At 37.6% G+C, this 26,457-nt stretch carries 23 protein-coding genes; 12 read left to right on the forward strand and 11 right to left on the reverse strand.

Annotation, left to right across the window (positions count from 1 at the left end; translation table 11 throughout):
* The first annotated feature begins 668 nt into the window (after window positions 1-668).
* Window positions 669-1,559, forward strand: coding sequence for a DUF4349 domain-containing protein (locus HDC90_RS17845; protein WP_184468821.1), 891 nt, complete (start codon window positions 669-671; stop codon window positions 1,557-1,559).
* A 46-nt stretch (window positions 1,560-1,605) separates the two neighbouring features.
* Here HDC90_RS17845 and ruvC read toward each other — a convergent pair whose 3' ends face one another.
* Window positions 1,606-2,193: a crossover junction endodeoxyribonuclease RuvC gene (ruvC, locus tag HDC90_RS17850; protein ID WP_184468824.1), complete on the reverse strand. Its 588-nt coding sequence runs from the start codon at window positions 2,191-2,193 to the stop codon at window positions 1,606-1,608.
* A gap of 41 nt (window positions 2,194-2,234) precedes the next feature.
* Between ruvC and HDC90_RS17855 the strand changes: the two genes are divergently transcribed.
* From HDC90_RS17855 to HDC90_RS17865, 3 genes are read left to right on the forward strand one after another with little or no spacing between them, the layout of a single operon-like run.
* Window positions 2,235-3,212: a lysylphosphatidylglycerol synthase domain-containing protein gene (locus HDC90_RS17855; protein WP_184468826.1), complete on the forward strand. Its 978-nt coding sequence runs from the start codon at window positions 2,235-2,237 to the stop codon at window positions 3,210-3,212.
* Entirely contained in the window at window positions 3,190-4,326 is a 1,137-nt protein-coding gene (locus HDC90_RS17860) for a glycosyltransferase (protein WP_184468828.1), read from the forward strand. The genes HDC90_RS17855 and HDC90_RS17860 overlap by 23 nt, the downstream gene beginning before the upstream one ends.
* Complete coding sequence (locus HDC90_RS17865) at window positions 4,326-5,468, forward strand: ABC transporter permease (RefSeq protein ID WP_184468830.1); 1,143 nt, start codon at window positions 4,326-4,328, stop codon at window positions 5,466-5,468. The genes HDC90_RS17860 and HDC90_RS17865 overlap by 1 nt, the downstream gene beginning before the upstream one ends.
* 59 nt (window positions 5,469-5,527) lie before the next feature.
* Here the strand turns inward: HDC90_RS17865 and HDC90_RS17870 are convergent, their stop codons facing one another.
* The 7 genes from HDC90_RS17870 to pgi form a co-directional block, all read right to left on the reverse strand.
* Window positions 5,528-5,980, reverse strand: a complete 453-nt coding sequence (locus HDC90_RS17870; RefSeq protein WP_184468832.1) for a ubiquinol-cytochrome c reductase iron-sulfur subunit — start codon at window positions 5,978-5,980, stop codon at window positions 5,528-5,530.
* Window positions 5,981-6,012: 32 nt separating this feature from the next.
* Window positions 6,013-6,960 carry a DUF5777 family beta-barrel protein gene (locus HDC90_RS17875; RefSeq protein ID WP_184468834.1) on the reverse strand — a complete coding sequence of 316 codons (948 nt, stop codon included), beginning with the start codon at window positions 6,958-6,960 and terminating at the stop codon, window positions 6,013-6,015.
* A gap of 6 nt (window positions 6,961-6,966) precedes the next feature.
* Window positions 6,967-7,509, reverse strand: coding sequence for a YceI family protein (locus HDC90_RS17880; RefSeq protein WP_184468836.1), 543 nt, complete (start codon window positions 7,507-7,509; stop codon window positions 6,967-6,969).
* Window positions 7,510-7,557: 48 nt separating this feature from the next.
* Window positions 7,558-7,926 (reverse strand): hypothetical protein, encoded by a 369-nt coding sequence (locus HDC90_RS17885; protein WP_184468838.1) that lies wholly within the window; start codon window positions 7,924-7,926, stop codon window positions 7,558-7,560.
* Window positions 7,927-8,203: 277 nt separating this feature from the next.
* Complete coding sequence (locus HDC90_RS17890; RefSeq protein WP_184468840.1) at window positions 8,204-10,282, reverse strand: insulinase family protein; 2,079 nt, start codon at window positions 10,280-10,282, stop codon at window positions 8,204-8,206.
* Window positions 10,283-10,315: 33 nt separating this feature from the next.
* Window positions 10,316-11,629: a pitrilysin family protein gene (locus HDC90_RS17895; RefSeq protein WP_184468842.1), complete on the reverse strand. Its 1,314-nt coding sequence runs from the start codon at window positions 11,627-11,629 to the stop codon at window positions 10,316-10,318.
* A 170-nt stretch (window positions 11,630-11,799) separates the two neighbouring features.
* Window positions 11,800-13,446, reverse strand: coding sequence for a glucose-6-phosphate isomerase (pgi, locus tag HDC90_RS17900; RefSeq protein WP_184468844.1), 1,647 nt, complete (start codon window positions 13,444-13,446; stop codon window positions 11,800-11,802).
* A gap of 156 nt (window positions 13,447-13,602) precedes the next feature.
* On the opposite strand from pgi, the gene HDC90_RS17905 reads away from it, so the two are divergent.
* Together HDC90_RS17905 and HDC90_RS17910 are read left to right on the forward strand one after the other, a co-directional pair.
* The gene (locus tag HDC90_RS17905; RefSeq protein ID WP_184468846.1) at window positions 13,603-14,112 is read left to right on the forward strand and encodes a hypothetical protein; all 510 of its coding nucleotides are present in this window, start codon (window positions 13,603-13,605) and stop codon (window positions 14,110-14,112) included.
* 236 nt (window positions 14,113-14,348) lie between these two features.
* A complete protein-coding gene (locus HDC90_RS17910) occupies window positions 14,349-15,653 on the forward strand; it encodes an amidohydrolase (RefSeq protein ID WP_184468847.1) in 1,305 nt (434 codons plus the stop codon).
* 18 nt (window positions 15,654-15,671) lie between these two features.
* Here the strand turns inward: HDC90_RS17910 and HDC90_RS17915 are convergent, their stop codons facing one another.
* Window positions 15,672-18,497: a TonB-dependent receptor gene (locus tag HDC90_RS17915; protein WP_184468850.1), complete on the reverse strand. Its 2,826-nt coding sequence runs from the start codon at window positions 18,495-18,497 to the stop codon at window positions 15,672-15,674.
* Window positions 18,498-18,510: 13 nt separating this feature from the next.
* Entirely contained in the window at window positions 18,511-19,767 is a 1,257-nt protein-coding gene (locus HDC90_RS17920; protein ID WP_184468851.1) for a 6-bladed beta-propeller, read from the reverse strand.
* Between the two features lie 375 nt (window positions 19,768-20,142).
* On the opposite strand from HDC90_RS17920, the gene prfB reads away from it, so the two are divergent.
* The 6 genes from prfB (at window position 20,143) to HDC90_RS17950 (ending at window position 25,335) form a co-directional block, all read left to right on the forward strand.
* A protein-coding gene (prfB, locus tag HDC90_RS17925; protein WP_221451887.1) for a peptide chain release factor 2 occupies window positions 20,143-21,217 on the forward strand; the annotation gives its coding sequence in 2 pieces (ribosomal slippage) (window positions 20,143-20,202 and window positions 20,204-21,217; 1,074 coding nt in all).
* Between the two features lie 58 nt (window positions 21,218-21,275).
* Complete coding sequence (locus tag HDC90_RS17930; RefSeq protein ID WP_184468853.1) at window positions 21,276-21,821, forward strand: hypothetical protein; 546 nt, start codon at window positions 21,276-21,278, stop codon at window positions 21,819-21,821.
* Window positions 21,822-21,823: 2 nt separating this feature from the next.
* Window positions 21,824-22,735, forward strand: coding sequence for an alpha/beta hydrolase (locus tag HDC90_RS17935; RefSeq protein ID WP_184468856.1), 912 nt, complete (start codon window positions 21,824-21,826; stop codon window positions 22,733-22,735).
* Window positions 22,736-22,775: 40 nt separating this feature from the next.
* Complete coding sequence (locus HDC90_RS17940) at window positions 22,776-23,612, forward strand: DUF4595 domain-containing protein (protein ID WP_184468858.1); 837 nt, start codon at window positions 22,776-22,778, stop codon at window positions 23,610-23,612.
* A gap of 343 nt (window positions 23,613-23,955) precedes the next feature.
* Window positions 23,956-24,783 carry a glycoside hydrolase gene (locus tag HDC90_RS17945; protein WP_184468860.1) on the forward strand — a complete coding sequence of 276 codons (828 nt, stop codon included), beginning with the start codon at window positions 23,956-23,958 and terminating at the stop codon, window positions 24,781-24,783.
* Between the two features lie 69 nt (window positions 24,784-24,852).
* A complete protein-coding gene (locus tag HDC90_RS17950) occupies window positions 24,853-25,335 on the forward strand; it encodes a CAP domain-containing protein (RefSeq protein ID WP_184468862.1) in 483 nt (160 codons plus the stop codon).
* Here HDC90_RS17950 and HDC90_RS17955 read toward each other — a convergent pair.
* Window positions 25,330-26,451 (reverse strand): glycoside hydrolase family 18 protein, encoded by a 1,122-nt coding sequence (locus HDC90_RS17955; RefSeq protein ID WP_370576645.1) that lies wholly within the window; start codon window positions 26,449-26,451, stop codon window positions 25,330-25,332. The genes HDC90_RS17950 and HDC90_RS17955 overlap by 6 nt on opposite strands.
* Window positions 26,452-26,457 lie beyond the last annotated feature (6 nt).

Raw genomic sequence — 26,457 nt, forward strand, 5'->3', positions numbered from 1 at the left:
GGCTTCGGGTAACAACAGTTGTTGAAGAGGCAATCTTCTTTTTTTGAAAAATAGGGTTCTGTGTACGTCGGTTCCGAAAGCCCTGCCATCCGCTTTGCCTCAAACATTCGCTGCTCGTTACTGTCTGGTTTAAATTACTTAGGCAGACCTTTCTATCCTAAACCCGACAGCCGCGGCAGCCCCTGATTTTTCATCAGGGCAAAAGCAAATGGCGGGGATGCTATAACCCAACCGCTTCTGTATTTGCTTTCCAAAAAATAAGATAGGCTTCGGGTAACAACAGTTGTTGAAGAGGCAATCTTCTTTTTTTGAAAAATAGGGTTCTGTGTACGTCGGTTCCGAAAGCCCTGCCATCCGCTTTACCTCCCTACGTTCGGTGCCCGCTCCTGTCAGGTTTAAATTACTTAGGCAAACCTTTCTATCCTAAACCCGACAGCTAAGCGGCTATCGGTTTATATTCTGACCGGCATTTTTGTTTTTGCATTTTTACTTTATGGAAATGTAGGCTATATAACATCTCTATATAAACAATTTGTTTTTTGGGTTACCTAAACCACTTTGTAGTATTAAGTGAAAAAGAGCGTTACAAACCAACCCAAAACGCGAAACTTCTAATGGCCATTTGAAGCAGATATTTAAAATGATTATTTATTTAGAACCACACAATCATGAAAAGGAATATTATTGCTATAGCCATAGTTTTAACAATTTTTGGCTGCCAAAAATCGAATGATAAGTATGCTAGCTCCGAAACGCTCGTCGCAAATGAATTAATAATACCTACAGATAGTACAGCCGTGGCTAAGATTATCAAAACCGCTGATATGCGTTTTAGGGTTAAGAATGTTCAAAATACCAAAGAGCAGCTTAGCAAAACGATTAAAGCCGAGGGCGGAACTGTTGCTGAGTTTTCAATCGAAAGCTCCATCCAGGAAACCGATAAGATTAAACAATCTACTGATTCATTAAAAGAAATTACCTCTTATCGTACACAGGGTTATCTGGTGGCCAAGGTTCCATCTGAGAAGCTGGATGAATTTACCAATACCATCGCAAAAATGGCTGTCTTTGTAGATCATCAATCGATGAAAATGGACGATCAAAGTATCACTTATTTAGCCAATAAACTGAAAGCTCAGAATAGAGTTGATGCAATTGAAAAAATCAATAAAGTAGCTTTGAAAAAAAGTGCCAATGTCGAATCTTCTCTTTACATCAAAGACGATTATGTAGATAAGAAAATCGAGAATATGCAGATCGATAGCCGTGTAAAATTCAGTACCATCACCCTTAATTTTTATCAGGATAACACGGTTAAAACCATGGTTGTTGCCAATGACAATCTGTACGACTACCGTCCGGCATTTATAAACAGGCTTTGGCTGGGTATTGTAAACGGTTGGACCATATTTAAAGAAATCATTATCGCAATTTCCAATTTGTGGATGTTAATATTGGTTGGTATTGCTATCTTCTTTACAATAAAATATTTTATCCGTAAGAATAAATTAGCAATGAATGAAGCGACTAAAAATATGATTGATCAGACAAGGCAATAAGTAGCTATTTCAATACCGCTCCATGGTCCGTGTTCGCACGGGCCATTTATTTCTTAGCTTTAACTGTTAAACCTTTAACCTTGGTTTTGTTATCGCTTACGAAAGATTCCCAGCCCGAATAGGTTTTAGATTTACCTCCAGTGGTAATTTTCTGAAAGGAATGGCAAACTGCAACAGCTAAACCGTCAGTTGCATCTAAAAACTCTGGCGTTTCCTTGAAATTTAACAAGCGCTGCAACATGGCTGCCACTTGTTCTTTGGTGGCGTTACCACTGCCGGTAATCGATTGTTTGATTTTACGTGGAGAATATTCGGTAACCGAGATATTTCTCGACAGTGCGGCTGCAATGGCAATACCCTGCGCACGGCCAAGTTTTAACAAAACCTGAATATTTTTACCATAAAACGGTGCTTCGATGGCCAGCACATCTGGTTTATACTGATCGATCAGAACCACTGTTTTTTCAAATATCCGTTGGAGCTTAAGGAATGGATCATCTAAATGGGTCATCTTTACAACCCCTAAGCTGATCAGCTCTGTTTTATTTCCTTTCTCTAAAATTACGCCATAACCCATCACCGCTGTGCCTGGATCAATACCCATAATAACCCGTTCCTTTTTTTCGTTCAACATTACAGCAATATTAAGCATATTTGCAAACTAAAAAGATAATCTTGACGGGCAAGAACAAAAAAATATTATCATTTATCATCAAAGCTGCAATTGTAATATTTGCTTTTTGGTTTATTTACCACAAGCTGGTTGCGAATAAAAATCTTCATAATTTCAGTACACTACTAAAAGATATCCCTCAGATAGAAATTATTACAGTAATTGGCATCGTGGTATTATTGATGTTTGTAAACTGGTTTTTAGAGGCGGGAAAATGGAAATATTTAATGAGCCACATCGAGCCTATCAGCTTTTATCGAGCTATCGAATCGGTATTTTGCGGGCTAACATTGGCTATTTTTACGCCTAACCGGTTAGGAGAGTATGGAGGGAGGGTATTTTTCCTTTCACCCAAAAGAAGGATTGTGGGTATTGTAGCCATGAGTGTAGGCAGTATTGGCCAGTTGGTATTAACAAATGTTTTTGGTGCTATTGCAGCCTGTTTTTTTGTTTACCGTTTCATCCCCATCGATCATGTGCTGTTTATTGCAGTGGTGTTTCTGGCTGTATTTTTCTGTTTGTTTTTCCTGGTGTTTTATTTTAACATCCGTTGGTTAAATGGCATTTTGCTCTCCTTTAAATTCACCAGGAAATATAAAAAGTTTTACAACATTTTAGGTCGTTACCGAAAAAGAGAGTTGTTTAAAATCATCACTTATTGTTTTGCCCGTTATCTGGTATTTAGTTCGCAATATTTCATTCTGTTTATCTGGTTGATACCAGGTTTGCATTATGCCGATATTATTATGATGACCTGTTTGCTCTTTTTGGTTCAATCTGCATTGCCATCTTTAGATCTTTTTGATGTTGGTATACGGAGTGTTACTGCCGTTGAATTATTTAAACATGTAACCGATCAACACGTGGCTGTTATTGCATGTACCGCAAGTATATGGCTCATAAATATTATAATTCCTGCTATATTAGGCACTTATTTCGTTTTTAAACTCAATTTTTTTGGAAATCTTAAATCTAATTAGTCTTATATCCGCTGCTTTAACCTTAATTTATGGTTTTTTGGTGCTTAATTTTATCAGAGGGTGGCATAATCTGCGCTATTTTACGCCACAAAAGTCAGATCCCCAAACTAAAGTTTCTATTATTGTTGCTGCAAGGGATGAGGAAGAGAATATCGCCAAAACCATTGATGATCTGATTGCACAGCAATATCCTAAGGCTTTAACAGAGATTATTATTATTGACGATCATTCTACTGATCGTACCAGCGAAATTGTATTGAGTTATGTGGATAAGAATGTGAAACTGATCAAACTAAATGAAGACAGGGCCTTAAATTCATATAAAAAGAAAGCTATTCAAACAGCAATAGGTAGCTGCTCTGGCGATCTGATTATTACCACTGATGCCGATTGCAGGATGGGCCTCAATTGGTTGGCTACCATTGTAAGCCTATACGAGCAGAAAAACTATAAAATGATCTCTTCGCCCGTGGCTTATTTTCAGGAGAAAAGCTTTTTTGAAAGATTGCAATCCTTAGAATTTCTTTACCTCATTGGCTTAGGGGCTTCTACCATTGGAAACAGGCAACCATCAACTTGTAACGGTGCAAACCTGGCCTACGAAAAAACAACTTTTTATGAGGTGGGTGGCTTCCAGGGAATAGATGATCTGGCATCGGGTGATGATGAGCTACTGTTGCATAAAATTGCAGCCAAATATCCAGATCAGATCGGTTTCCTCAAAAATAGAGACGCCATTGTGTACACCCATGCAAAAGAAACCTTAGGCGCATTTATACAACAGCGCAAACGCTGGGCCTCGAAGAGTACCCGTTATAAAAACAAAGCTATTATTGTGCTAGGGGTATTGATTTGGATCTTTAACCTTTCTATTCTTGCAAATTTTATCACCGGACTTTTTATCCCTGGTTTTTTAACCATCACATTTTACCAACTATTGGTTAAAATGGTTTTAGAAACCTTATTTTTATGGGATGTAACCGGCTTTGCAAAAAGACGCAGTTTACTCGTTTTAATACCGGTTTTAAATGTGCTGCATGTGCTTTATATGGTGTACATCGGCATTGCTGGAAACAGTGGAAAATACAATTGGAAAGGCAGAATGGTTAGATAATGGATAGTAGCCCATCGAAAAAAGTATGGTTAAAGTTTAAGCGGAATAAATTTGCCTTCGGTGGATTGGCCTTTATTTTACTTTTGATGGTGATGGGGATTTTGGGTTATTTAATCATGCCTGATGATTCTCCAAATGCGAATGTGCAAACGCTCCAGTTAAACAAAAAGAAACCTGGCAGTACTTTTACTTTCTTAATCATCAACCGGAACCCTAATGTAGAAAAAGTTAACTTTTTCGAGCGAATGCTCCACGGGCAAACACCTACTTTTAAAAGCATCCCGATAACTTTTTACAAGATCAAAGATCAGTCAGTTTTTGTACAAGAATATATTGGTGACGACGAAAAGGCCAAAGAAACAATATACAGATTAAAAGATTTATGCCCCAGTTGTGTTTTACCTTCAAAAGCCGGCACTCCGCAGACTCTTTTCGAGAAAAACAATATTTATAAACAAACCTATGTGCTGGGAACTGATATTTATGGGCGAGATTTATTGAGCCGGTTAATTTTAGGTATCAGAGTTTCGTTATCTGTAGGTTTAATGGCCGTTCTGATCTCCCTTTTTATTGGCGTAAGCTTAGGTGCAATAGCTGGTTATTTTGGTGGGCGTGTAGATGCCACAATTAGCTGGTTTATGAATGTTGTTTGGTCGCTACCATCCCTACTGCTCGTTATTGCCATATCGTTTGCTTTGGGTAAAGGTTTTTGGCAAATATTTATTGCGGTAGGCTTATCTACCTGGGTAGATGTTGCCAGATTGGTGCGTGGGCAGGTAATGGCTTTAAAAGAAGTCGAATTTGTGGAGGCTGCAAGAGCCCTGGGTTTTAGTACAAGCAGAACTATTATCAAACATATATTACCGAACATTGCAGGGCCAATTTTAGTGGTAGCATCATCTAATTTTGCATCGGCAATCTTATTAGAAACGGGCTTGAGCTTTTTAGGTTTCGGCGCTCAGCCCCCTATGCCAAGTTGGGGGAGCATGATTAAAGAACATTATGGTTACATCATTATGGATGCCGCTTATCTTGCCATTTTACCTGGTTTAGCTATTATGCTTACCGTTTATGCTTTTAATGTACTGGCGATAGGCTTACGAGATGCCTTTGATGTAAAAGGGCAAAATGTAACGGTTTAATGATTATCATAAAAAAGCAGTACCAATTACGATACTGCTTTACCCTTAAAAACAAAAGCTTAAGCTGTTGCAGTCAGTGTATTTCCTGAAACAGTAAGCGGATAAACTTTTAGTGCACTCGTGGTTCCACCATCATTTGGTTGGGCTAAAATGCTTCCCGAAGTGCTATACCTCGAACTGTGTAAGCCACATTGAATGTAGTTGCTGGGCTGGATGAAACTTAATGCACCGCCCTGGTGTGGGCAAACCGCTTGTGTGGCCACAAATGAGGTAGTGGTATTTCCTGCTGCGGTACGGATAAACAATATGCTGTTTACAGTGAGAGATGCACCAATTGTTAGTAATTGTGTGCTCAGATCTACACTAGCAGTAGTTCCGGAAGGAACACCGCCACCGTTTGGTTTGCTGGGTTCTGGTGCATCACTTTTTTTACCGCAAGCAGAAAAGCAAGCTCCGGTACAAACCATAGCGACACCTAGTCCGAGTGATTTGATAAATTCGTTACGTTCCATATTGGTTTAGTTTTTATTGGTGGGATTTTGATCTATTTTGCTTTCTTCTTATCGAAAGAGAACCTTCGGGCAATACTAAAGCCCCAACGGTATTGTCCCTTAAGCCAGGAAGTATTAGTATCGGTAATAAATTGTGATTCCTGTATAGCCGTGGCGTTGGTGAAATTAAGGTGGAAAATATGACCACCAGTTTCAAACTCCAGTCCGGCACCAAGTGTCTTATAATACTGTGTCCCTAATGTGCTTTCGAGATAAGCCTCTTTATTTTTATCCCTGAACGGGATGGTATAGTCGGCCACGAAAGCCATACGTTTGGTAATTTTGATACGACCACCAACTGACAGGGCGAGCATGTCGTTCTGATCGCCAAAAACAGTAAAGTTGCGGTGTACGTACGATGGCATTAACAATACCGAGAAGTTTGAATTAAATTTACGGGCAATTACGGCTTGTACTACATAGGTCAAACGGTCTTGGAATTGGGTGAATGCATTTGCCGCAGTGGGGTCTGTTGAAGCTTTCGCTGCTGAAAGGGTAGTACTACCGAATAAAGTTACTGCAACAGGTACTTTATCATCAGCTGTTTGCTCCAGTAAACGATATTTTAAGTTCCCCTCGTAAAGCTGTGTTACCACACCAGCTCCTTTTGCCCTTGATAAACCTACCGAAAGCCTATCACTGATTCCGTATTCAAAACCAATACGGATATCTGTTGACTGATCCAGTCCAAAAAAGTTTTTGGTACCACCTGCGCTGCCTGCAATATCGCCAAAGCGGTGATCGACCCTAAAATCAAGTTCATTTTTATAAATGGTTTCATTGGTTTGGATGTTGATCAGTTTGGTAGCCTTAAAAGTAGCCTGTACATTCTTTTTTTCTGTGGGTAGCTGCAAAGCGTTCTCAAGCGAATCTTGTGCGGATGCCAAATACGGCAAACAGATCACAAATAGGTATAAAAGAGATTTTAGATGATATTTCATGAAATTTTATTTTTTAGGTTGATAAATAGCAGTCATTTTTACCTGTATGGTTTCTGCAATCTGTTTAAAAACGATCGTTGGGATTTTGATATCATGATCGGCCAGTTTTACATTGAATGTAGAAGTGGCTTTAGCTTCATCGCCGGTAATAACCAACGATCCTTTTGTGGTATACTCTTTGGTTACGCCATGGATCTGCAGGTTGCCCTTAACCGTAACAGGATAAGTACCCGGTTTAGAAAAATCGATCTGTTCTACAATTTTTCCTTTAAAATCAGAAGTAGGGAACTTATCACTTTCTATATAATTTTCGTTAAAATGCTCCTGCATCAGTTTTTTCTTAAATTGAAAAGAAGTATTGTTGATTTTGAAAATGATATCGTTGGTTTTGGTATTAAGCGCTGAAGCACCTGTTTTACTCTGTGCATCGATATCTTCTACAGGTGTTGAAGAAAAAAACGAAGAATTAACGCTTTTACTTACCCAAATCTGGGCTTTTATGCCTGTGCATAAAAATAGGGCTGTTAGTGTGAAAAATAATTTTTGCATCTGTAATGTATTTAAGTCCTTAATAAAACCGGCGTCAATTTCGATTGGTTATTCTGGCATGCCTTTATCAACCCAGGCTTGTAATAACTCTCTTTCGCTAACGGTTAGTGATCCACCTTTTGGCATTGTTTTGGTCACCAGAACAGAATTAGCTACACGTGCATCATTTTTTATAGAAGCTAAACCATTTAATGCCCATACCACTTTCACTCCTCCATTAGGGCCGTGACAGCTGTTACATTTGGTTTGAAACAATGCCCCTGCAAAATTTGAGTAGGTTACATTCGCCGTGGTTACAGGTGTCGGGCCATTGGGTGTTGGTGTTTCTGGCTTTAATTCTTCTGCTTGTTTTTTAGTGCAGGCAAAAAGCAATGCGGTAATAGCGGCTAATAAAAAAATTGAATTTTGTTTTTTCATAGGTATTTGATTAAGATTAAAATTGGTGATAGATTCATTTCTATATCCTCATGTCTGATTGCGGTGCAATTGAAATTTTTGCTGCGATAATCGATTTTTTTAATTTATGTTTATTTAAAAGCATGGCTGTTTTTGTAACCCCATGGTTATGTAATTTCTACTGAAATCTTAATCGTTACGTAGTTTTATCAGTAAAGGTTGCCTACAATAAAAAAAATAAAAAAAGCCGTTCCGATGTAAAATCGGAACGGCTTTTGAGATAGATTATATCTAAAACCTAGTTAAAATCTTCGGCCTTTAATGGCAGATTAACTTTAATATCTTTAATTACAACTGAAAACTCCTGAGAACCCTGCGGGGTTGCCACCGATTGAGTTAAAGTAAACGGAAATAAAATATCGCCAACTTTCTTGTAGTTTGAATATTCAGTAGATTGACTTATTTCAGCCCCACCTTTAGTCGTGGTACTCTCATCTTTTAAAAGTAAGCCCGATTTGGTGTCGTAATATTCAGTTTTCTTTTTGCCCGAAGGAGAAGTGATATTTAATTTAAAGGCATCAGCAGTACCCACCTTTGCTGTTCCGGCTGCCTCAATTTTCGTTCCATCGGTTGCATAATACACTTGAGCTCCATAGCCTCTATCATCTTTCTTTTCAGCCAAGTCATCGCCAGTTAATTCAGCTTTTTGGCCCATTTGCAAGGTATAACCTGTTTTGCCATTATAAACCTGTTTCATGGCAGTTTGGCCTCCCATAGAAATTTCCATGCTGCTTAAGTTAGGCGTCATGTTTTTAATGGTAACAGCAAGCTTTTGTCCTTGCATTTCCATTTCACCATTTTGCTGTAATGAAGTAATTTTTTTAATAGCCTCTTCGCCACCAATGGCTTTGATGTAGTTTTTGATAATTTCTGCAGGTGCAGCTGTTTGTACAGCAGCAGTTTCGGTTGCTTTAACCGGATTTGCATAGTTATCATAAACCTGTGTTTTAAAACCTGCTTTAGCTAAGCCTGCTGCAAATGCATCAGTTTTGCCTACAATTACAATACGCGTATTATCGTGATTAAAGTATTTTTTAGTTACCCTTAAAATATCGTCAGTTGTTACGGCATTAATCTTTTGTAAATAAGTGCGGTAAAAATCCTTCGGTAAGTTATTAATTAAGATATTACTGGCGAAGCCTGCAGTACGGGCCGGATTTTCTAAGCCCAATGCAAACGATCCGTTGAAAAGATTTTTCGCATTCTGTAATTCATCAGCAGTTACCTTTGTGGTACGGATCGTGTTAATTTCTCTTAAAAACTCTACCACTGCACTATCAACTTTCTCATTTCTAACCGCTGCATTGGCAGAAAATTTAGACTGGAAACGGCCTGAGCCTGTGCTTGAGTATGCACCATAAGTAAAGCCATGTTTCTCGCGAAGGTTATCAAATAATCTCGATTCACTACCACCTCCTAAAATCTGGTTGGCCAATAATATTGGAAAATAATCAGGGCTGCTCATTGGCAGGTCGATTAAGTTCACAACCGTAATTTCAGATTGAACGGCATTGCTTACATTAATAATATCAACTTCTGTTTTGGCAGGATTAGCAACCTTAGTAAGTACTGGCAAGGTTAATGCCGTTCCTTTCCAATCGCCAAAGGCCTTCTCTGCCAAAGCTTTTGCTACTTCTGGTTTAATATCGCCTACAAAAGTTAAATAACCTCTTGATGGGGTAATGTATTTCTTATAAGCTGCTTTTACATCGTCTAAAGTAATACCTGTAATAGAAGCCTCAGTTTCAAACTCTCCGTAAGGATGATTTTTTCCATAAGCCAATGCATTTACTACACGTGCCGAAATGGCTTTTGCACTTTTCTCGTTAGATTTTAGTCCCGTAATGGTTTGCGATTTTAGTTTTTCAAAAGATTCTGCCGGAAAAGCAGGTTTACGGATACTCTCGGCCATTAAAGCAAATGCCTGAGGAAAATAACGGGTTAAGGCAGAAGCACTGCCACCATAAGACCCAGCACCTACATCGGCACCCAACTGATCTACCGCCTCATCAAATTGTGCTTTGGTCTTTGTTGTGGTTCCTTCGTTCAGCATATTACCCATCAAACCAACAACGCCCGCTTTTGCACCTTCGGTAATAGGACCTGCATCGATACTATAACTTGCTGATACTTTTGGTAGTTTATGGTTTTCGACAACCAAAACAGTTATGCCATTTGCTAGTTTATAAATAACAGGGTCGCCAACGGTAATAACAGGTGCAGGACCCGGTTTTGGTTTGTGGCTTCGATCTATTGTTTGCGCTGAAATACCTTGAGCCAATAAGGAAACTGCAGCTATAATAAATAATTTCTTCATGTTTTTAATAATTAAAATGAAAAAGCGATCTGCTTATTTCTTAGGTAAGTAATACAATACAACTCTTTGGTTTTTGTTCAGGTATTTTTTGGCAACATCTCTGATCTCTTCGCGGGTAATGGATCTAATTACCTCTAATTCCTTGTTAATATCGTTTGTATCCTTATCATGAAAAGTATACCCATCTGCCAGGTTTTCGGCAATACCCAGCATTTTGCTGTTTGCACTCACATAGTTGTTTTCGAATTTATTCTGCAGTTTTTTATAGTCGCTTTCGCTAATTAAATCGGTTTGAAGACGTAAAACTTCTTCGTCAATATCTTTTAATAAATCGTTAAGCGGAGTATTTTTATTGGGTAGGGCCAGGGTGATATAAGCACCGTAATCTTCAAGCGAATAGTTAAAAGCTGCAACCTGTAATGCTGTCTTCTTTTGATCAACCATTTTAGTGCTTAACCTCGAGCTTCCGCCTTCTGATAAAATAGAGCTGATCATCCCTAAAACCTTGCTCTCTCTGCTCTTCATGCCCGGTACACGGTATGCTGCAAAAATAGCCGGGATCTGGATATTGGCGTCGTAAGCAGTATCGATAATTTCTTTGGTGATTTCTGGTAATTTGTATTCTTGACGAACAATTGGTGCACCTTTAGGCACTTCGGCAAAGTAAGCTTTTACCAGAGCTTTAGTCTTTTCTATATCTAAATCGCCGGCGATGGTTAAAACTGCATTATTGGGTACGTAGTACTTTTTAAAGAAAGCAATAAACTCGTTCAGTTTTGCAGCATCTAAGTGCTCCATTGATCCTATGGGTTGCCAACGGTATGGATGACCATCAAACAAGTGAGCGAAAATTTTCTCGGTAAATTTTCCATACGGAGAGTTGTCTATGCGTAAACGTTTTTCTTCTTTTACTACTTCATTTTGCGTTTTTACTCCACTTTCGTTAATTACCGGATGCAACATCCTTTCGCTTTCTAACCATAAACCGAGTTCTAATTGGTTTGATGGAAAAAGTTCATAATAAAAAGTACGGTCTTGGGAAGTGTTGGCATTGTTTTGTCCACCATTACTGCTCACCAGCTTCATAAATTCTCCTTTTTTAATATTTTCAGAACCTTCAAATAATAAATGTTCGAAAAAGTGGGCGAAGCCTGTACGTTGAGTTTCTTCGTCTTTAGAGCCAACATGGTACATTACTGAAACGGCAACAACGGGAGCAGTTTTGTCTTGGTGGAGGATAACATGGAGACCATTGTCCAGGTCGAATTCGGTAAACTGTACTTTTTGGGCAGAAGCACTTAAGCACAGACCGGAGATGGCCAAAGCAAAAAGAATTCTTTTTTTCATAGATAATTTGTTTTTAATGATTAGAAATAATCAAAGGCGAAAGCGAGCAATTATTTCATTAATAAGTTAATTTGGATTTTTCACTAGCGTGAAACAATAATAAGAATGGCCTAAAATATGAGATTTAAATAAAAAAAGCGAGCATTTACACTCGCTTTTTTTAATATATTTTATCTCCAGGCCTTGTATTGGTTAATTAAACCGTTGGTAGAACTGTCGTGGCTCGAAACTTTTTCGTTGCCCGCCAGCTCCGGAAGAATCTTTTTGGCCAATTGTTTGCCAAGTTCTACTCCCCACTGGTCGAAACTAAAGATGTTCCAGATAATTCCCTGAACAAATATTTTATGTTCGTAAATGGCTACTAAGCTGCCTAAAGTATATGGGGTTACTTTTTTTAATAATATTGAGTTAGTCGGGCGATTGCCTTCGAATACTTTAAACGGTGCAATTTTTTTAATTTCTGAATCAGATTTACCTTCCTTCTTTAATTCGGCTATTACTTCTTCTTCTGTTTTACCATTCATTAAAGCTTCTGTTTGTGCGAAGAAGTTTGACAGTAAAATTGGATGATGATCGCCCAATGGATTTAAGCTCTGTGCCGGTGCAATAAAATCTGCAGGAATAATTCGGGTACCCTGATGAATTAATTGATAAAAGGCATGTTGACCATTTGTACCCGGTTCGCCCCAGATAATTGGCCCGGTTTCATAATCAACCTCATTACCGTTTCTATCAACATGTTTACCATTGCTTTCCATGTCGCCCTGTTGGAAATAAGCAGCAAAACGGTGCAAATATTGATCGTAAGGTAAAATAACCTGTGTTTCTGCATTATAGAAATTGATATACCAAATGCCTAACAAACCTAAAATTACAGGCAGATTACTTTCAAATTCGGCAGTTTTAAAGTGGTTATCTGTTGCGTGTGCACCAGCCAATAGTTGTTTGAAATTGTCGAAACCTATACTTAATGAGATAGATAAGCCGATTGCGCTCCATAAGGAGTAACGACCACCTACCCAATCCCAAAACTCAAACATATTTTCGGTGTCGATACCAAAAGCAGAAACGTCTTTCGCATTGGTAGATAATGCTGCAAAGTGTTTAGCAATATCACTTTCTTTACCGCCTTTTTCTAAAAACCATGTACGGGCAGAGTGCGCATTCGTCATCGTTTCTTGTGTAGTAAAAGTTTTTGATGCTACCAGGAATAATGTTGTTTCGGCATTTAAATCTGCTAATGTTTCGGCGATGTGTGTGCCATCGATATTCGAAACGAAGTGAATATTTAAATGGTTTTTATAGTGTTTCAAAGCTTCGGTAACCATTACCGGACCTAAGTCTGATCCGCCGATACCGATATTGACCACATCTGTAATAGCTTTGCCGGTATAACCTTTCCATTCGCCGCTGATGATGCTATTGCTAAATTTCTCCATTTTAGTCAATACTGCATTTACTTCAGGCATTACATCCTTACCATCAACTAAAATCGGGGTATTGCTTAAATTACGTAAGGCAATATGAAGCACCGAACGGTCTTCGGTTTCATTAATTTTATCGCCATTGTACATCGACTTTATTGCTTCATCTAATTTACACTCGCGTGCCAACTGAATTAATAGTGCTAATGTTTCATCGCTGATGCGGTTTTTACTGTAATCTAGTAAGATATCCTCAAAAAAAACAGAAAACTTATTGAAACGATCTGCATCCTCAGCAAAAAGATCTTTAATGCTTTTTTGATTAATATCTATAAAATGATCGGCTAAATACTTGTAGGCCTCAGTTTCTGTGAAATTTACTTTAGGTAACATAATCTTTGTTTTTTTGTAAAAGTAATAAAGCAAAAACTTAAAATGGTCTTTTTAATGTTCTAAATCAATAAGAATTTTTAATGTCGATTAAACACTGTAACTTTAATAGAACGTCCCTGTTAGTACATCAATTATTTTAACCTTTAATTCTACGTCATGTTAGAAAATTTAAATGAAATGGTGCGTGAAAACGTACAGGAAAGTGTTGTAAACAATACAGCTATTCCGAACGAACAAAATGAGGCCGTAATACAGGCTGCATCTGGTTCTATTTTCGATACGCTGAAAAACCAGGTATCATTAGGTAATATTGGCGCATTAACCGATATATTTAATGGCAATAAAGCAGAAGGTACTCAGGTTGCCGAGCAGGCTTCAGGGAGTTTTGTAGATAAATTAAGTGGCCTGGGCATTAATGCCGATACGGCAAAGTCTTTGGCTGCAAGCATTATTCCTGGTTTGATTGCCAAGTTTACCCAAAAAACAAACGATCCGAACGATAGCTCTTTTAACCTCAAAGATGTTTTGGGAAGTTTGGGCGGTGATGACGGTAAATTTGATGTGGGTGATATAATCGGGATGTTTAGTGGCGGCGGACAAGCGCAACAGCCTGGCCAAACAGGTGGTGGCGGCATTATGGATAAGCTGAAAGGAATGTTTAATTAATATTTACTGATTTTTAGGGTTATTTCCTTCAGATTTACCTATAAAATATATACTTAAGAAGAGTTGTCAACTTTTAATAGCAAAATGCCGTTAAAGTTGACAACTCTACGTTCATTTAGATGGCCTAGTACCTATGGTGTGGGAGAATTCTCTTTCTATTGTGGTTAGTTATTAGCTTAATTCCATCTCTCCTTAAAATTGTTTAGCTTAGGGCTCCTAAACTAAATCATTCATTTATGAAGAAAATATTCCTGATTGGTTTTTCGCTATTGGCGTTAAATTCTTTTGCGCAAAAATCAGATTTAAGACCATTGGTTTCGAAAAAAGCTGATGCTATAGAACAAAAAGTAATTACCTGGAGACGCGATTTTCACGAACACCCTGAATTGGGAAATACTGAAGTAAGAACGGCCGGTATTATTGCAAAACACTTAGAATCGTTGGGTATACAGGTAAAAACAGGTGTAGCTAAAACAGGGGTGGTTGGTGTGCTAAAAGGAGGGAAGCCTGGACCTGTAGTGGCTTTGCGTGCAGATATGGATGGTTTGCCGATTACCGAGCGGGTGGATGTTCCATTTGCATCGAAAGTGAAAACACAGTACAACGGACAAGAGGTAGGTGTAATGCATGCCTGTGGGCACGATAGCCACGTGGCTATTTTAATGGGTGTGGCAGAAGTGCTGGCTTCTATGCAAAAGGATATTCAAGGAACGGTCAAATTCATATTTCAACCTGCTGAAGAGGGTGTACCTGCCGGAGATGAAGGCGGCGCGGCATTAATGATTAAAGAAGGCGTGCTCGAAAACCCTAAAGTCGATGTAATTTTCGGCTTGCATATCAATTCTCAAACCGAGGTTGGCGATGTAACTTACCGTCCGGGCGGAACAATGGCTGCTGTAAACGATATGAAAATTACTGTTACCGGCCGACAGGCACATGGAGCTTACCCATGGAGCAGTATCGATCCGGTGGTGGTTTCGGCTCAGATTATCAATAACCTTCAAACCATTGTAAGTAGAAATTTAAATGTGACTGAAAACCCGGGTGTAGTTACCATTGGTGCTATTAATGGTGGTGTACGCTCGAACATTATTCCCGAAAAGGTAGAAATGTTGGGCACCGTACGTAACTTTAGTAAAGAAGATGAGGCCATGTTTATCGAACGTATAAAAACCATCGCTACCAAAACTGCCGAAGCAGGTGGGGCTACAGCAGAAGTTAAAATCCCTTATAGTAACCATTATCCAGTTACCTTTAATAATATTGCGCTAACCGAAAAGATGTTGCCAAGTATGGAAGCCACAGCAGGTAAGGACCATGTTAAATTAAAACCACCAGTTACTGGCGCAGAAGATTTCTCTTTCTTTCAGGAAAAGGTACCAGGCTTATTTGTGTTTTTAGGAGGAATGCCAAAGGGTAAAGATCCTTTAAAAGTGCCCTCGCACCATACCCCCGATTTTTATCTTGATGAAAGCGGCTTCGTATTGGGTGTTAAATTACTTTCCAATCTTACTTTAGATTATATGTCGATGAAGAAATAAGATGATTATTAAATCATCTTATTTCTTAACTGGCCTTTTGCCAAACTGCCTAGGGTAGTATGAGATAGTGGCCATAAAATATTGCTGTAATACATTTTGCGTACCCAAAGTAAAGCTATTTGCACCGCCATAGTTGATAATATTGGTGTTTTGGTGAAGAAGATCCATAGCTGAGAATTTAAACTCTGCGTTGTTCCCTTTCAAAAACCGATAGGTAGCGCTGGCATTCCAGATGGCAAAATTAATATTATCAGCGCTATTAGATTTGCTGGAATTAAAACTAATATTGCTGCTTAAAGTGAATTTTTTGCTGATGTTATAAATGGTACTTACCGTGCTGGCTAAATTTATCCCGCTATATTTAGTATTGAAAGCCTCCTGCTCTGAACGATAAGTATTAAATTCTTGCCCTACTTCGGTGGCAAGCTTATCTTTATAAGTATAATTTACACTAAGCTGCGAATTCGTGTTTAAAGTATTGGAAAAACTAAATACACTATTTAAATAACCTGCGTTTTTGGCTATATTTATACCACCACTTAGGTTAAATTGGAGCTCCGAAGTTTTCAGTTTTAATGCCTTTTTTAAGGAGCCGTTAGCATTAAGATATTTATTGCCATTTGCATTGGTTAAATAAATGGTGCGTTTATTCTGGCTATCGATATAAATACTATCAACTATCCCATCATCAACTATCCCTGCAGCCAAGTTAAAGTTGTAATTTAAAGTGTTTTTGCTTTTTTGGTCATAATGGTTGAGGCTAAAACTGATAGATCGGTCTATAGCCTCCCTTAATTTGATATTGCCCATCTGCAGATTGTATAAATTGGTACTATCTGTTAAAGGAACCAGTTGTTGTAAACTTGGGATTACTATATTTGTTTTATAGGCTAATGTCATCGATCTATAGAATTCGCCATATTGGTAATTGCTATAATCCATGCTAACTTCTGGTACAAATCTATTATATGTTCTATAAATGTTTTGCAGGGCCCTGTCTGATTTATTGTTCTGAAAAATAAAGCGCTGTTTTGCCGAAGCTTCTATCTTCAGATTCTTGTCAAATCGGTTTGATAAACTCTTACGGAAAGATTTACTTAAGGTTAAACCCGGAGTTTCATCAATAATATCGGTTTTCGTATTGTTGCTCAGATAGGTGTTTGGAGCATAAATATTTCCTTTTAAATCCTCTACCTGATTATTATCCTTGTTATTTTTAAGCTGCAGATTGTTTTTAATGGTCAGATCGAAACCAGCAAGTCTTTTGTAACCAAACAATAAAGATCTCAAATTGGGTATTTCAAGCTGTAAAGTCTGGCTATAGGCTTGCCTTTGGGTATTATATCTTCTATTATAATCGGTATTTGATGCTGTGTTTACAAAAGATCTAAATGATGTTAAATCTGATCTTTGGCTATCGTTATCGTTTATAGAAAGTATATAGTTAGCGTTAAAGCCATTGAAGCGATGTTTTCTTTGAGTAATATAATTGGGCGATAGGTTATACCTGATTGCCAGGTTAAATCCCTTATTGTTAAAATCATTTTGGCCTTTGGTATTATTGGTACTGGTTAACACATTTTGACTGTTATAGGCACTTCTTTGTATATCATTATCAGTTGTACCATTATTTAAAGAAATTGATTGGTTAATGTTTAAACGATGGTTCTTTTTGGCGAATTCGAAACTCGAATCGAAATTTTGATTAGTTGATACCGAACTGTTATTGGAGATGTTTTTTTCAAATATTTTTTCGGTTGAATTAATAGAGGTGGTAGTTTGTATCTCACTTAAATTATCGAAATTTTTATTCTGCAAAAAGTAGTTGGCACCAAGGGTACTTTTTTTATCATAAACAGGCTTTTCGATAAAATTATAATTAAAGGTTAAGCCACCCACGTTAGATTGGTTAATGCCGCTCTGTCTAAAATCAGGCTGATACTCTACATTGGTGTTTAGGCCTCTAAAAGTGCTGTTTGCAGTTAATGATCTTATGCTATTGGCTGTTTTATTAATGTTGTTACTCGCACCTATAATGCCCAATTGCATTTTGGGCGAAAACATATTAAAATTTGCATCTGATTCGTATTTTTTGGTTGTACCATAGCCTGCACCAATTTTACCAAAGTAGCCAATGTCTTTGCCTTTTTTTAGTTTTAAATTCACAGTTAAGGTACTGTCTAAGGGATTGCTCTCATTCCGTTCCCGGTAAACCTGCACTTTATCTAATGCATTTTTAGCAATGTTCTGGGTAGCCATTTTAAAATCACCACCAAAAAACTGCTTTCCGTTAACCAGTAAACTTTTTACTTCACGGCCGTTAACTGTAATCTGTCCATCTCCCCATAGCGTTACATTGGGTATTTTGCGTAAAAGATCTTCCACAACAGCATTGCTATCCAGTTTAAAAGCAGCAGCATTAAATTCTAAGGTATCACCATTCATGGTAATGGGTGCCACTCTAATTTCTACGTCCTGTAAATTGTTGTCTTTTGTAGCAATAATCAAGGTTTTTAAATCCAGTGTACTTTTCGCGTCAATAATGGTGAAGCTTTTTCGAAGTAGTTGGTAGCCCACATGACTTATTTCGATATACATTTTAGCATTAAGGGGTAAGTTTTTAAAGCTAAACTCGCCATAATTATTACTCAATTGGTAACTAACTAAAGTGCTATCGCCTTTAAATAATGAAACTGTTGCCGATTTTAGGTTGTAGTTGTGCGTTGTATCTCTTATTAGCCCCTTTACTGCACCAATTTGCGTTGGATTTGCTTGTTGTGCCTTTGTGTTATAAAAACTGAATAAGATTGAAAATACGATGAGGTAGCGTTTAAAGTGGAGCATTTAGGTAGATAAATTAGTTTTGTTTTGGTTTAAGTTTAATGAGGACCGGATTGCTTTTTTTATTTTGTGTTTTAAAATAAGCCGCTAAGCCTGGCGGATACTGAGTTGTTTTGCCTTCACTTTGCTCTTTAAAAGTGAACATGGCCAAAGAAGAATAGTTGGTGTATAAATAACCGTTTTCGTATAATTGGAAGCCTCGGTTAGCGAAATCATAAAAATCTCCATTGTCATCTGTCACGGGTAAAAACGACGAAAGTGAATCTGGTTCCAGATCTTGTATAGAGGTTAACTCACTGGATCTTAGATTGTAAATAACTGCCTTTTTCATACTACGGTCCCAGCTGAAGTTGTGCATTTTGAGATAAAGGTTATTGCCCACTAAATAGGTGTTGCTTAAACCATAAAAAACCTTTGGATTGTTTTTGAAATACTCCCCACGTTTCTTGATATAAACCGGATTGGTCATAAAATCATTAGGTAAAGAATTAACCGCAGGAAATATAATATGGTAGGCGAGTGAAAGTTGATCAGGACTGGCCCTGAAAATGTCGTAGGAATAATAGTTTAAATAAAAAATATTATCTAATCCAGACTGGTATAAACGTTCACCAGATCCCCAAAATTCATCCGTTTGGTATCTTTTCACGCTATATTGAAAGTACCCAACCGAATCTTTATTCTTGTTTATAATGCCCAATTCATAATAAGTACTATCCTTATCTTTTTTTACCAGGAAATCTGGTCTAACAGTGGTGGTCTGGTTGGTAAATTTTAAATCCCGGGTATTATTTTGTTTGGCATAATCTTTTGCTAACATTTTTTTTACCTGTTTACCTGTTAAATCGAAATAAAAGACACGTGGATGGGCAAAAACGATGATATATGGAATATTGTTTTCTTTTTCTATGGTAAAACCGTAAAATTCTGCTTTGTTTTTTTCGTTTTTTTCTGGAGGTATACTATTTGCGTTAATTTTTGATCTGTATTTGCCATCTTTTGCAAAAATTAAAATCGACTTAGTATCATAATCATAAATAATGTAATTATCATCAATGATCTTTAATTGGCTAATGTTGCCAAAAAGACTTTCTTTGGTGGTTTCGAGCGGGATAAATTCGACTTCACTAAAAACCTGAGAAACAGTAGCACCACGTGCAGTTTGAGGATCAATACGCAGCGTAACCATTTTAGAACTATCTATTTTACCTGTTTGTGCAAATGTTGCATTACAGAAAAACAAATACCCCAAAATAAAAAAGAGCATTTTCATTAGTGTTGGTTAATATGTTAACATTAGTTTGGATATAAACAGATTGATTTGAACTACGCTACTCGTAATAGCATATCATTTAAAATTCCGGTCGATCTGATAAATATTCTCGAAAATTAATCAATTAAATAGTTAGTTAATTGTTCATTTTTTGATTTTAACATGTTTTAACAGCTAAGTTGCAAAATGAGTTAATTTACGGCAGCTAGATGTTAAAATACAAATAGCTCAGCTTTAGCCTAGTCTTTCTTAATGCCTTTAATTTCTCCATGTTAAAAAGATTAGTGTTATTTTCTCCCCCTTGAGAAATGAAGACAGTTAAGGTTTTGGTTGTCGTCCACTCAATAGTATCTCATTATTACTATATTTGTAGCCATGACCAAAGAACAAATTCAAGATTTAAGGGACAGAGTAACGTCGCTGAGGAGGTATCTTTGACGTTGATGAGCTACTTTACGCCATCCGCGAAGAAGAAAAATTAACAATGGCTCCCAATTTCTGGGACGACCCTAAAAAAGCAGAAAAAATTCTTGCCGAAATCAGTTCAAAGAAAAAATGGACGGATGGCTTTAACCAAACCAATAATGCGGTTGAAGATGCTGCAGTAATGTTCGAATTTTTTCAATCGGGCGATGCTTCAGAAACTGAGCTACAAGACCAGTTCGAGATCAGTAAAACTGCAGTAGAGGAACTGGAACTTAAAAATATGCTTCGTAGCAAAGAAGATCAGCTTTCTGCTGTTTTACAGATTACTGCAGGGGCCGGTGGAACTGAAAGCTGCGACTGGGCTTATATGTTAATGCGGATGTATATGATGTGGGGTGAAAAGAACGGTTATAAAATCACTGAACAAGATAGCCAGGAAGGGGAGGTTGCTGGCATAAAATCGGTAACACTCCAGTTTGATGGCGATTTTTCTTACGGTTACCTGAAGGGCGAAAATGGGGTGCATCGTTTGGTTCGGATTTCTCCCTTCGATTCTAATGCCCGCAGGCATACATCTTTCGCTTCTGTTTATGTTTACCCCTTGGTTGATGATACCATACAGATTGATATTAACCCTGCCGATATAGAATTCGAAACATTCAGGGCTGGTGGAGCAGGCGGACAAAATGTAAACAAAGTTGAAACAGCAGTACGTTTATACCACAAACCATCGGGCATTATTATTAAAAACCAGGAATCGCGGTCGCAATTGCAGAATAAAGAAAATGCCATCCGTTTATTAAAATCTCAATTATATGAAATTGAAGAGCGGAAACGTAATGAGGCAATTGCTGCGGTAGAGGGATCGAAAAAGAAGATTGAGTGGGGCTCGCAGATCAGAAGTTATGTACTCGATGATAGAAGGGTAAAAGATCATCGGACCAATTATCAAACTTCAAATCCCGATGCTGTTTTAAATGGCGATATTAACGGGTTTTTAAAAGCATATTTAATGGAGTTTTAATCTGGCGAAAATCGGCGATAAGGTTATAAAGATATCCCTACCAGCAAATTTATTTACGATGAATATAAATATTGATGATAATAATGCTAAGCAAAATATGCTTGAAGCAAGTCAATTGGTTTGGCGCGCCCATGGAAGAAAATTTTTAATTATTTCGTTGGTATTTTTTGTTTTAGGTATTGTTTTTTATGGTTATTTCCACAATATGATCAACAATACACCGGTAACGGAGGGATTGGATAGGGAAATTGATTTGGAAATATTAGTGGCATGTATGCTGCTTTCGCTATTATTTATAATAAGATTTTTAAGAATCAGGCATAGCTTTTGGAATCAGGTTAAACGTGCTTCAAATCTGGCATTTGGTCAATCGAACTCGCGAAAAATTATTATTACTGATGAGGGAATTGAAGGTATAACTGAGAACTATCGGTCATTTGCCAAATGGGAGATCGTTACCAACTTTAAAGTTTATGATAAATACATTAGTATCACAAATTTATTGAGTCGTTCGCCATTTTTCATTCCAATCCATTTAATGGTTGATGAGGAATATAAATCATTATTGTTTTATCTTAGATCTACTAAAAAAGAAGTCAAATAGATATGAAATTTAGTTTAACCCTGATCGTTCTATCCTTTTTAATAATCAATGTGAAAGCACAAGAAGTAATCCCGTTGTATGCTGGCGACATTCCGGGCGCTAAGCCCACACCTGCTGATTATGTAGAAAATACCGAAATACGCCCAAATCGCACTTTAAGTGTTACAAAAGTATCAATACCTACCATTACTGTTTTCGAAGCGCCTAAAAATATTGCAACTGGCACAGCTGTAATTATCTGTCCCGGTGGGGGTTACCATTCACTTGCCTTTAGTCATGAAGGAACCGATGTAGCCAAAAGGTTTAATGCCATTGGGGTTACCGCCTTTGTATTGAAGTACCGGTTACCGAGCGATCAGATTATGGTTGATAAAACTTATGGCCCTTTGCAGGATGCGCAGCAAGCCATTTATCTGATTAGAAAAAATGCAAAAAAATATAAGATTAAGACTAATAAGATTGGGATTATGGGTTTTTCTGCAGGAGGGCATTTTGCTTCTACATTGCTGGCTCATTATAACGATCTTAAAATTTCAGACCCTGAAAAGATAGATCTGAGACCAAATTTTGCTGCATTAATTTACCCCGTAATCAGTTTCGAAGAATCAGTACATACTGGTACCATGAAAAATTTGTTGGGACCAAATCCGGCTGATAGTTTAAAACATTATTTCTCTGCCAATAAAAATGTAAACAAAAAAACGCCTCCAACTTTCTTAGTGCACGCTAAAGATGATAAAACGGTGCCTTATGAAAATAGTTTACTCATGAATGAGGCACTGAAGAAGAATAAGGTAGATACCGATATTTACCTGTACGAAAATGGTGGTCATGGTTTTGGTTTAATTAACAAAACGTCTGATGTAGATTGGTTTAACTTGTTGGCAATCTGGATGAAAAAAGAGAAATTTTAATATCTTTGCCGATATTTTAACCTCTTAACCGGAAATTTTAATGCAAAAAACAATTAAATATGTAATGGTAGCCCTGGTGGCAGTCATTGCAATAGCAGGTTGTAAAAAAGAAATTAATTGGAATGCCAAGCTCGATCCTAACGGAAACGGTTGTAAGCTAGCCAGTTTAAAAGCCGATATCGATTTTTTAGGGAGCTATGCTATAACTTTTAACTATGATGCCCAGGGCCGTATTTCGAAGCTAACCAGCGGTGCTGAAACCAATACCTATGTTTATACCACCAATAAAATTACCGCTACCGATGAAAATGGCCAGGTAGCAGAAATTGTGCTCGAAAACGGAAAGGCAGTTTCGAGTGGTAGCAATGGCATAATTACAGTTGGAGGTATTTCTTATGATTACACCCGCAAATATACTTACAATGCTGATGGCTATTTAACTCAGGTAAAAAACTATTTAAATAACGAATTGAGCACGACCGATAACTTAACCTACGCAAATGGTAATTTGGTAAGCGCTGTTTCACTTGCTGCTCAAGGTGGTTATAAGGAAACGACAACTTACACCTACTCGAACGAAATTGCAATGAATGTTTACGAAATATCCGATCCCCTTTCATATCATGTTGATTATTTTCCGGGTGGATACTTTGGTAAACAATCTAAAAATGTATTGATTAAAAGCGTATCAAAAACCGTCGATCAGGATGGAGATCCATTTAATGACGAGACTTTAGCATACACATATCAATATGATTCTAAAGGAAATGCTACTGCATTAAACTATATCAATACCTCTACTTTTTATCCTTCAGGCGGGCCAGCAGAAACGAGGACCTACAACGGAAAATTCGTTTTAACTTATAGCTGTAAATAGAATTTAAACCAATAGTAAAAGCCTGATCATAATTTTGTGGTCAGGCTTTTGCTTTATATGGTTTTTACTGTTTTTTCAGGAAACGAAGTACAACTCCCATTTTACCACTCTATTTTTACGATTTAGCCCCTTATTTTTTAGTAAAGGTCTGTATAAATTTGCTTACATGCATGTCAGTTTTGCCTTGATGTATTGCGAGTGATCTAACCAAATTACCTCATTAGGTACAAGCTGATTTACAGTTTATTGATTGTAAATGTGGTTGTATTTTCGGGTTTTTATGAAGTTGAGATCAAGCGTAAAGCTTTTACAATTAACCAAATATTTATCTAAAATCAAAAAAATGAGAAAAGAAACAATGAAATGGTGCCTGCTATGGGTATGCCTATTTACCGGGCTTTTATCTTGTAAAAAAGATAAAGAAGAAGTTAAAGCAGAAAAAGGTCAGGTTAAAGCATGGGAAACATTGATTGATGGTGCCTCTTTCGCCGATTACACTAGTTTCGAGGCACAATGGAATTATAATTATCCCTGGGGCACCGATCATAACGGTTCCGCGCGTATGGTGGGCAGTAGTACTAATCATAACCAGATCTCGTTGAGTGGAGGGGTATTGACCATTAAAGCTACCCGTTTAGCTTCATCCCCTGGAAACAGCACCGCTAACGGCTTTACCAATGTGGCCATTTGGTATAATTCTGGCGCATGCCATGCCAAGCAACAGGTTTTAATTAACGATCAGTTCCCGAGTTATACCATTTCAGGCGATTTTGCTGTGCCAACAAGTAAAGGAACCTGGCCCGCATTCTGGATTACCGGCGTTAATTCATGGCCGCCTGAAAGTGATATTATGGAGTTTAAAGGCAATAATACCAATTGGCAGAATACTTATGATGGCGGCTGGGAGAATAAACTTACAGCTGTCTCTAATGCTGGCTCATATCATAACTATAAATGCTGGTACAATAAAGTAAGTGCAACAGATGTAGACTGCCATTATTATATCGATAATGTTTGGGTGGCTAAACATACCATGAGCAATTCTGTAAACAAACCTATGTGGCTGATCATCAACATGCAAATGGAAGGTGATAGTGGTTCTCCTGGTCCATCTGGTAATACTTTTTATACAGGTAAAAACATTTACCTGGGTAGAGAAAGGGCTTTCTAATTTATAAAAACAAATATTTAATTTGGAGGTAGCATTATAGCTGCCTCCATTTGCAGTGTTAAATAAAATATGAAAAAATACCCAATCATCCTTGCTGGTATGTGGCTTTGCGTTTTATTGGTGCAGTGCAAAAAGGAAGAGCTAACGGTGCCAGAAGGTAATGCTAGTTTACTGATTGATAAGATTAATCTACTCAGACAGCGCGGATGTAATTGCGGTACTGAATATATGCCGCCAGTGCCTGATTTATCTTTAAATATCCAATTGCAAAATGCTGCAATAAACCATGCGAAAGATATGGCAGAACAGAACTATTTTGATCATTTATCTCCAGATGGTGGTACCCCTGAGGAGCGGGCACTGAGCGCAGGTTATACAGGTGATTTTAGGGCCGAAAATTTAGCCAGGGGATATAGTGAGGTTGATCTGGTTATTACCGCGTGGAAAAATAGTGTAAGCCATTGTAAAGTAATGATGGATGTTAAGAATAAAGCGGCAGGTGCAGGCATGGCACAAAATTACTGGGTGATAACCTTTGGTGGTTCCTTATAACTCTTTAATTGTTTTGTCAATCACATCCAGTAAGCCGTTATCATAAGCATCATCAGTTAATTCCCAGAACATGATGCCATTTAATTTTTGATCAATTACATATTTGGTTTTTAATGAAATTGATTTAGCATCATCAAAAGTAGCGAGATACCTCGTTTGTGGATTATAGTAATATGGTGCTTTGGCTGTCTCATCCCAATAATAGGTATAGCCATTTTCTGCTGAAAACTGTTTGCTGAAATCCTTAAAAGAAACACCTCTTAAAAATTTTGTTGGTTGATATAAACCCTGGCCTGAATCTGTAGTATTTTCGAAAATACGGGCATAAAATGCTGCCCCCAATGCAATTTTTTGATTGGGTACGCCTAAATCGATTAGTGTTTTTACTGCGTAATCGCCTGATAAAGATTGTTTTGTGGTAGCATACAATGGCGTGTGATGACCACTTAGTGTTGCATATCCGCTTACCAGATCGTAACTCATTACATTAACCCGGTTTACCAAAGGCATTACTTTATCCCATTCGAAACAAGAATCGATGCAGTTTTTTGTACCACCGGCAGCAAAACTGATTTCTGCCTTTTTGCCTAATTTTTTACGTAATTCTTTAATTAATAAAGTGAAATTGTGTTTGTCCTCTACCGTGTACCGATGCCCCGGAAAGCCTAACACCGCCGGGTATTCCCAATCAATATCTATCCCGTCAGCATGGAAAAAGTCGAGTATTTCTTTAGTGGTTTTAGCAAATGTTTTCCGTCCGTTAGCCCTGCTAAATACTTCGGAGCAGTTTTGGCAAGCACTCCAACCGCCCATGGCAATCATTACCTTTAAATCGGGATTACGCTTTTTTAAACTGATCATTTTCGAAATCAGTGCAGAATCTTTAGCTGATCGGATATTCAGGCTGTCACCCTTTAAGTGCCCGAAGCTGTAAATCAGGTGGCTCAATTTTTCAATTGGGAAGCTATCTATCACTGTATTTTGCCCTGTATAATATGCAATTACATTGGGCTTTATTGTTTTTTGTGCTTTTACATTAAAACTTAATAGCAGACCTAGCATCACAAAAGCACTAATTCTGAATGTGGTGGTGTAATAGATATTCTTTTTATGCACGTGCTA

Source organism: Pedobacter sp. AK013 (assembly GCF_014205835.1).
Taxonomy (GTDB): Bacteria; Bacteroidota; Bacteroidia; order Sphingobacteriales; family Sphingobacteriaceae; genus Pedobacter.

Excerpts from the sequence above, each read along its gene's own strand:
- HDC90_RS17940 (WP_184468858.1), top strand. The coding sequence starts at position 22,776 with ATGCAAAAAACAATTAAATATGTAATGGTAGCCCTGGTGGCAGTCATT.
- HDC90_RS17915 (WP_184468850.1), bottom strand. The coding sequence starts at position 18,497 with ATGCTCCACTTTAAACGCTACCTCATCGTATTTTCAATCTTATTCAGT.
- HDC90_RS17930 (WP_184468853.1), top strand. The coding sequence starts at position 21,276 with ATGAATATAAATATTGATGATAATAATGCTAAGCAAAATATGCTTGAA.
- HDC90_RS17945 (WP_184468860.1), top strand. The coding sequence starts at position 23,956 with ATGAGAAAAGAAACAATGAAATGGTGCCTGCTATGGGTATGCCTATTT.
- ruvC (WP_184468824.1), bottom strand. The coding sequence starts at position 2,193 with ATGTTGAACGAAAAAAAGGAACGGGTTATTATGGGTATTGATCCAGGC.
- HDC90_RS17845 (WP_184468821.1), top strand. The coding sequence starts at position 669 with ATGAAAAGGAATATTATTGCTATAGCCATAGTTTTAACAATTTTTGGC.
- HDC90_RS17885 (WP_184468838.1), bottom strand. The coding sequence starts at position 7,926 with ATGAAAAAACAAAATTCAATTTTTTTATTAGCCGCTATTACCGCATTG.
- HDC90_RS17865 (WP_184468830.1), top strand. The coding sequence starts at position 4,326 with ATGGATAGTAGCCCATCGAAAAAAGTATGGTTAAAGTTTAAGCGGAAT.
- HDC90_RS17875 (WP_184468834.1), bottom strand. The coding sequence starts at position 6,960 with ATGAAATATCATCTAAAATCTCTTTTATACCTATTTGTGATCTGTTTG.
- HDC90_RS17935 (WP_184468856.1), top strand. The coding sequence starts at position 21,824 with ATGAAATTTAGTTTAACCCTGATCGTTCTATCCTTTTTAATAATCAAT.
- HDC90_RS17895 (WP_184468842.1), bottom strand. The coding sequence starts at position 11,629 with ATGAAAAAAAGAATTCTTTTTGCTTTGGCCATCTCCGGTCTGTGCTTA.
- HDC90_RS17870 (WP_184468832.1), bottom strand. The coding sequence starts at position 5,980 with ATGGAACGTAACGAATTTATCAAATCACTCGGACTAGGTGTCGCTATG.
- HDC90_RS17880 (WP_184468836.1), bottom strand. The coding sequence starts at position 7,509 with ATGCAAAAATTATTTTTCACACTAACAGCCCTATTTTTATGCACAGGC.
- HDC90_RS17890 (WP_184468840.1), bottom strand. The coding sequence starts at position 10,282 with ATGAAGAAATTATTTATTATAGCTGCAGTTTCCTTATTGGCTCAAGGT.
- HDC90_RS17905 (WP_184468846.1), top strand. The coding sequence starts at position 13,603 with ATGTTAGAAAATTTAAATGAAATGGTGCGTGAAAACGTACAGGAAAGT.
- HDC90_RS17920 (WP_184468851.1), bottom strand. The coding sequence starts at position 19,767 with ATGAAAATGCTCTTTTTTATTTTGGGGTATTTGTTTTTCTGTAATGCA.
- HDC90_RS17950 (WP_184468862.1), top strand. The coding sequence starts at position 24,853 with ATGAAAAAATACCCAATCATCCTTGCTGGTATGTGGCTTTGCGTTTTA.
- pgi (WP_184468844.1), bottom strand. The coding sequence starts at position 13,446 with ATGTTACCTAAAGTAAATTTCACAGAAACTGAGGCCTACAAGTATTTA.
- HDC90_RS17910 (WP_184468847.1), top strand. The coding sequence starts at position 14,349 with ATGAAGAAAATATTCCTGATTGGTTTTTCGCTATTGGCGTTAAATTCT.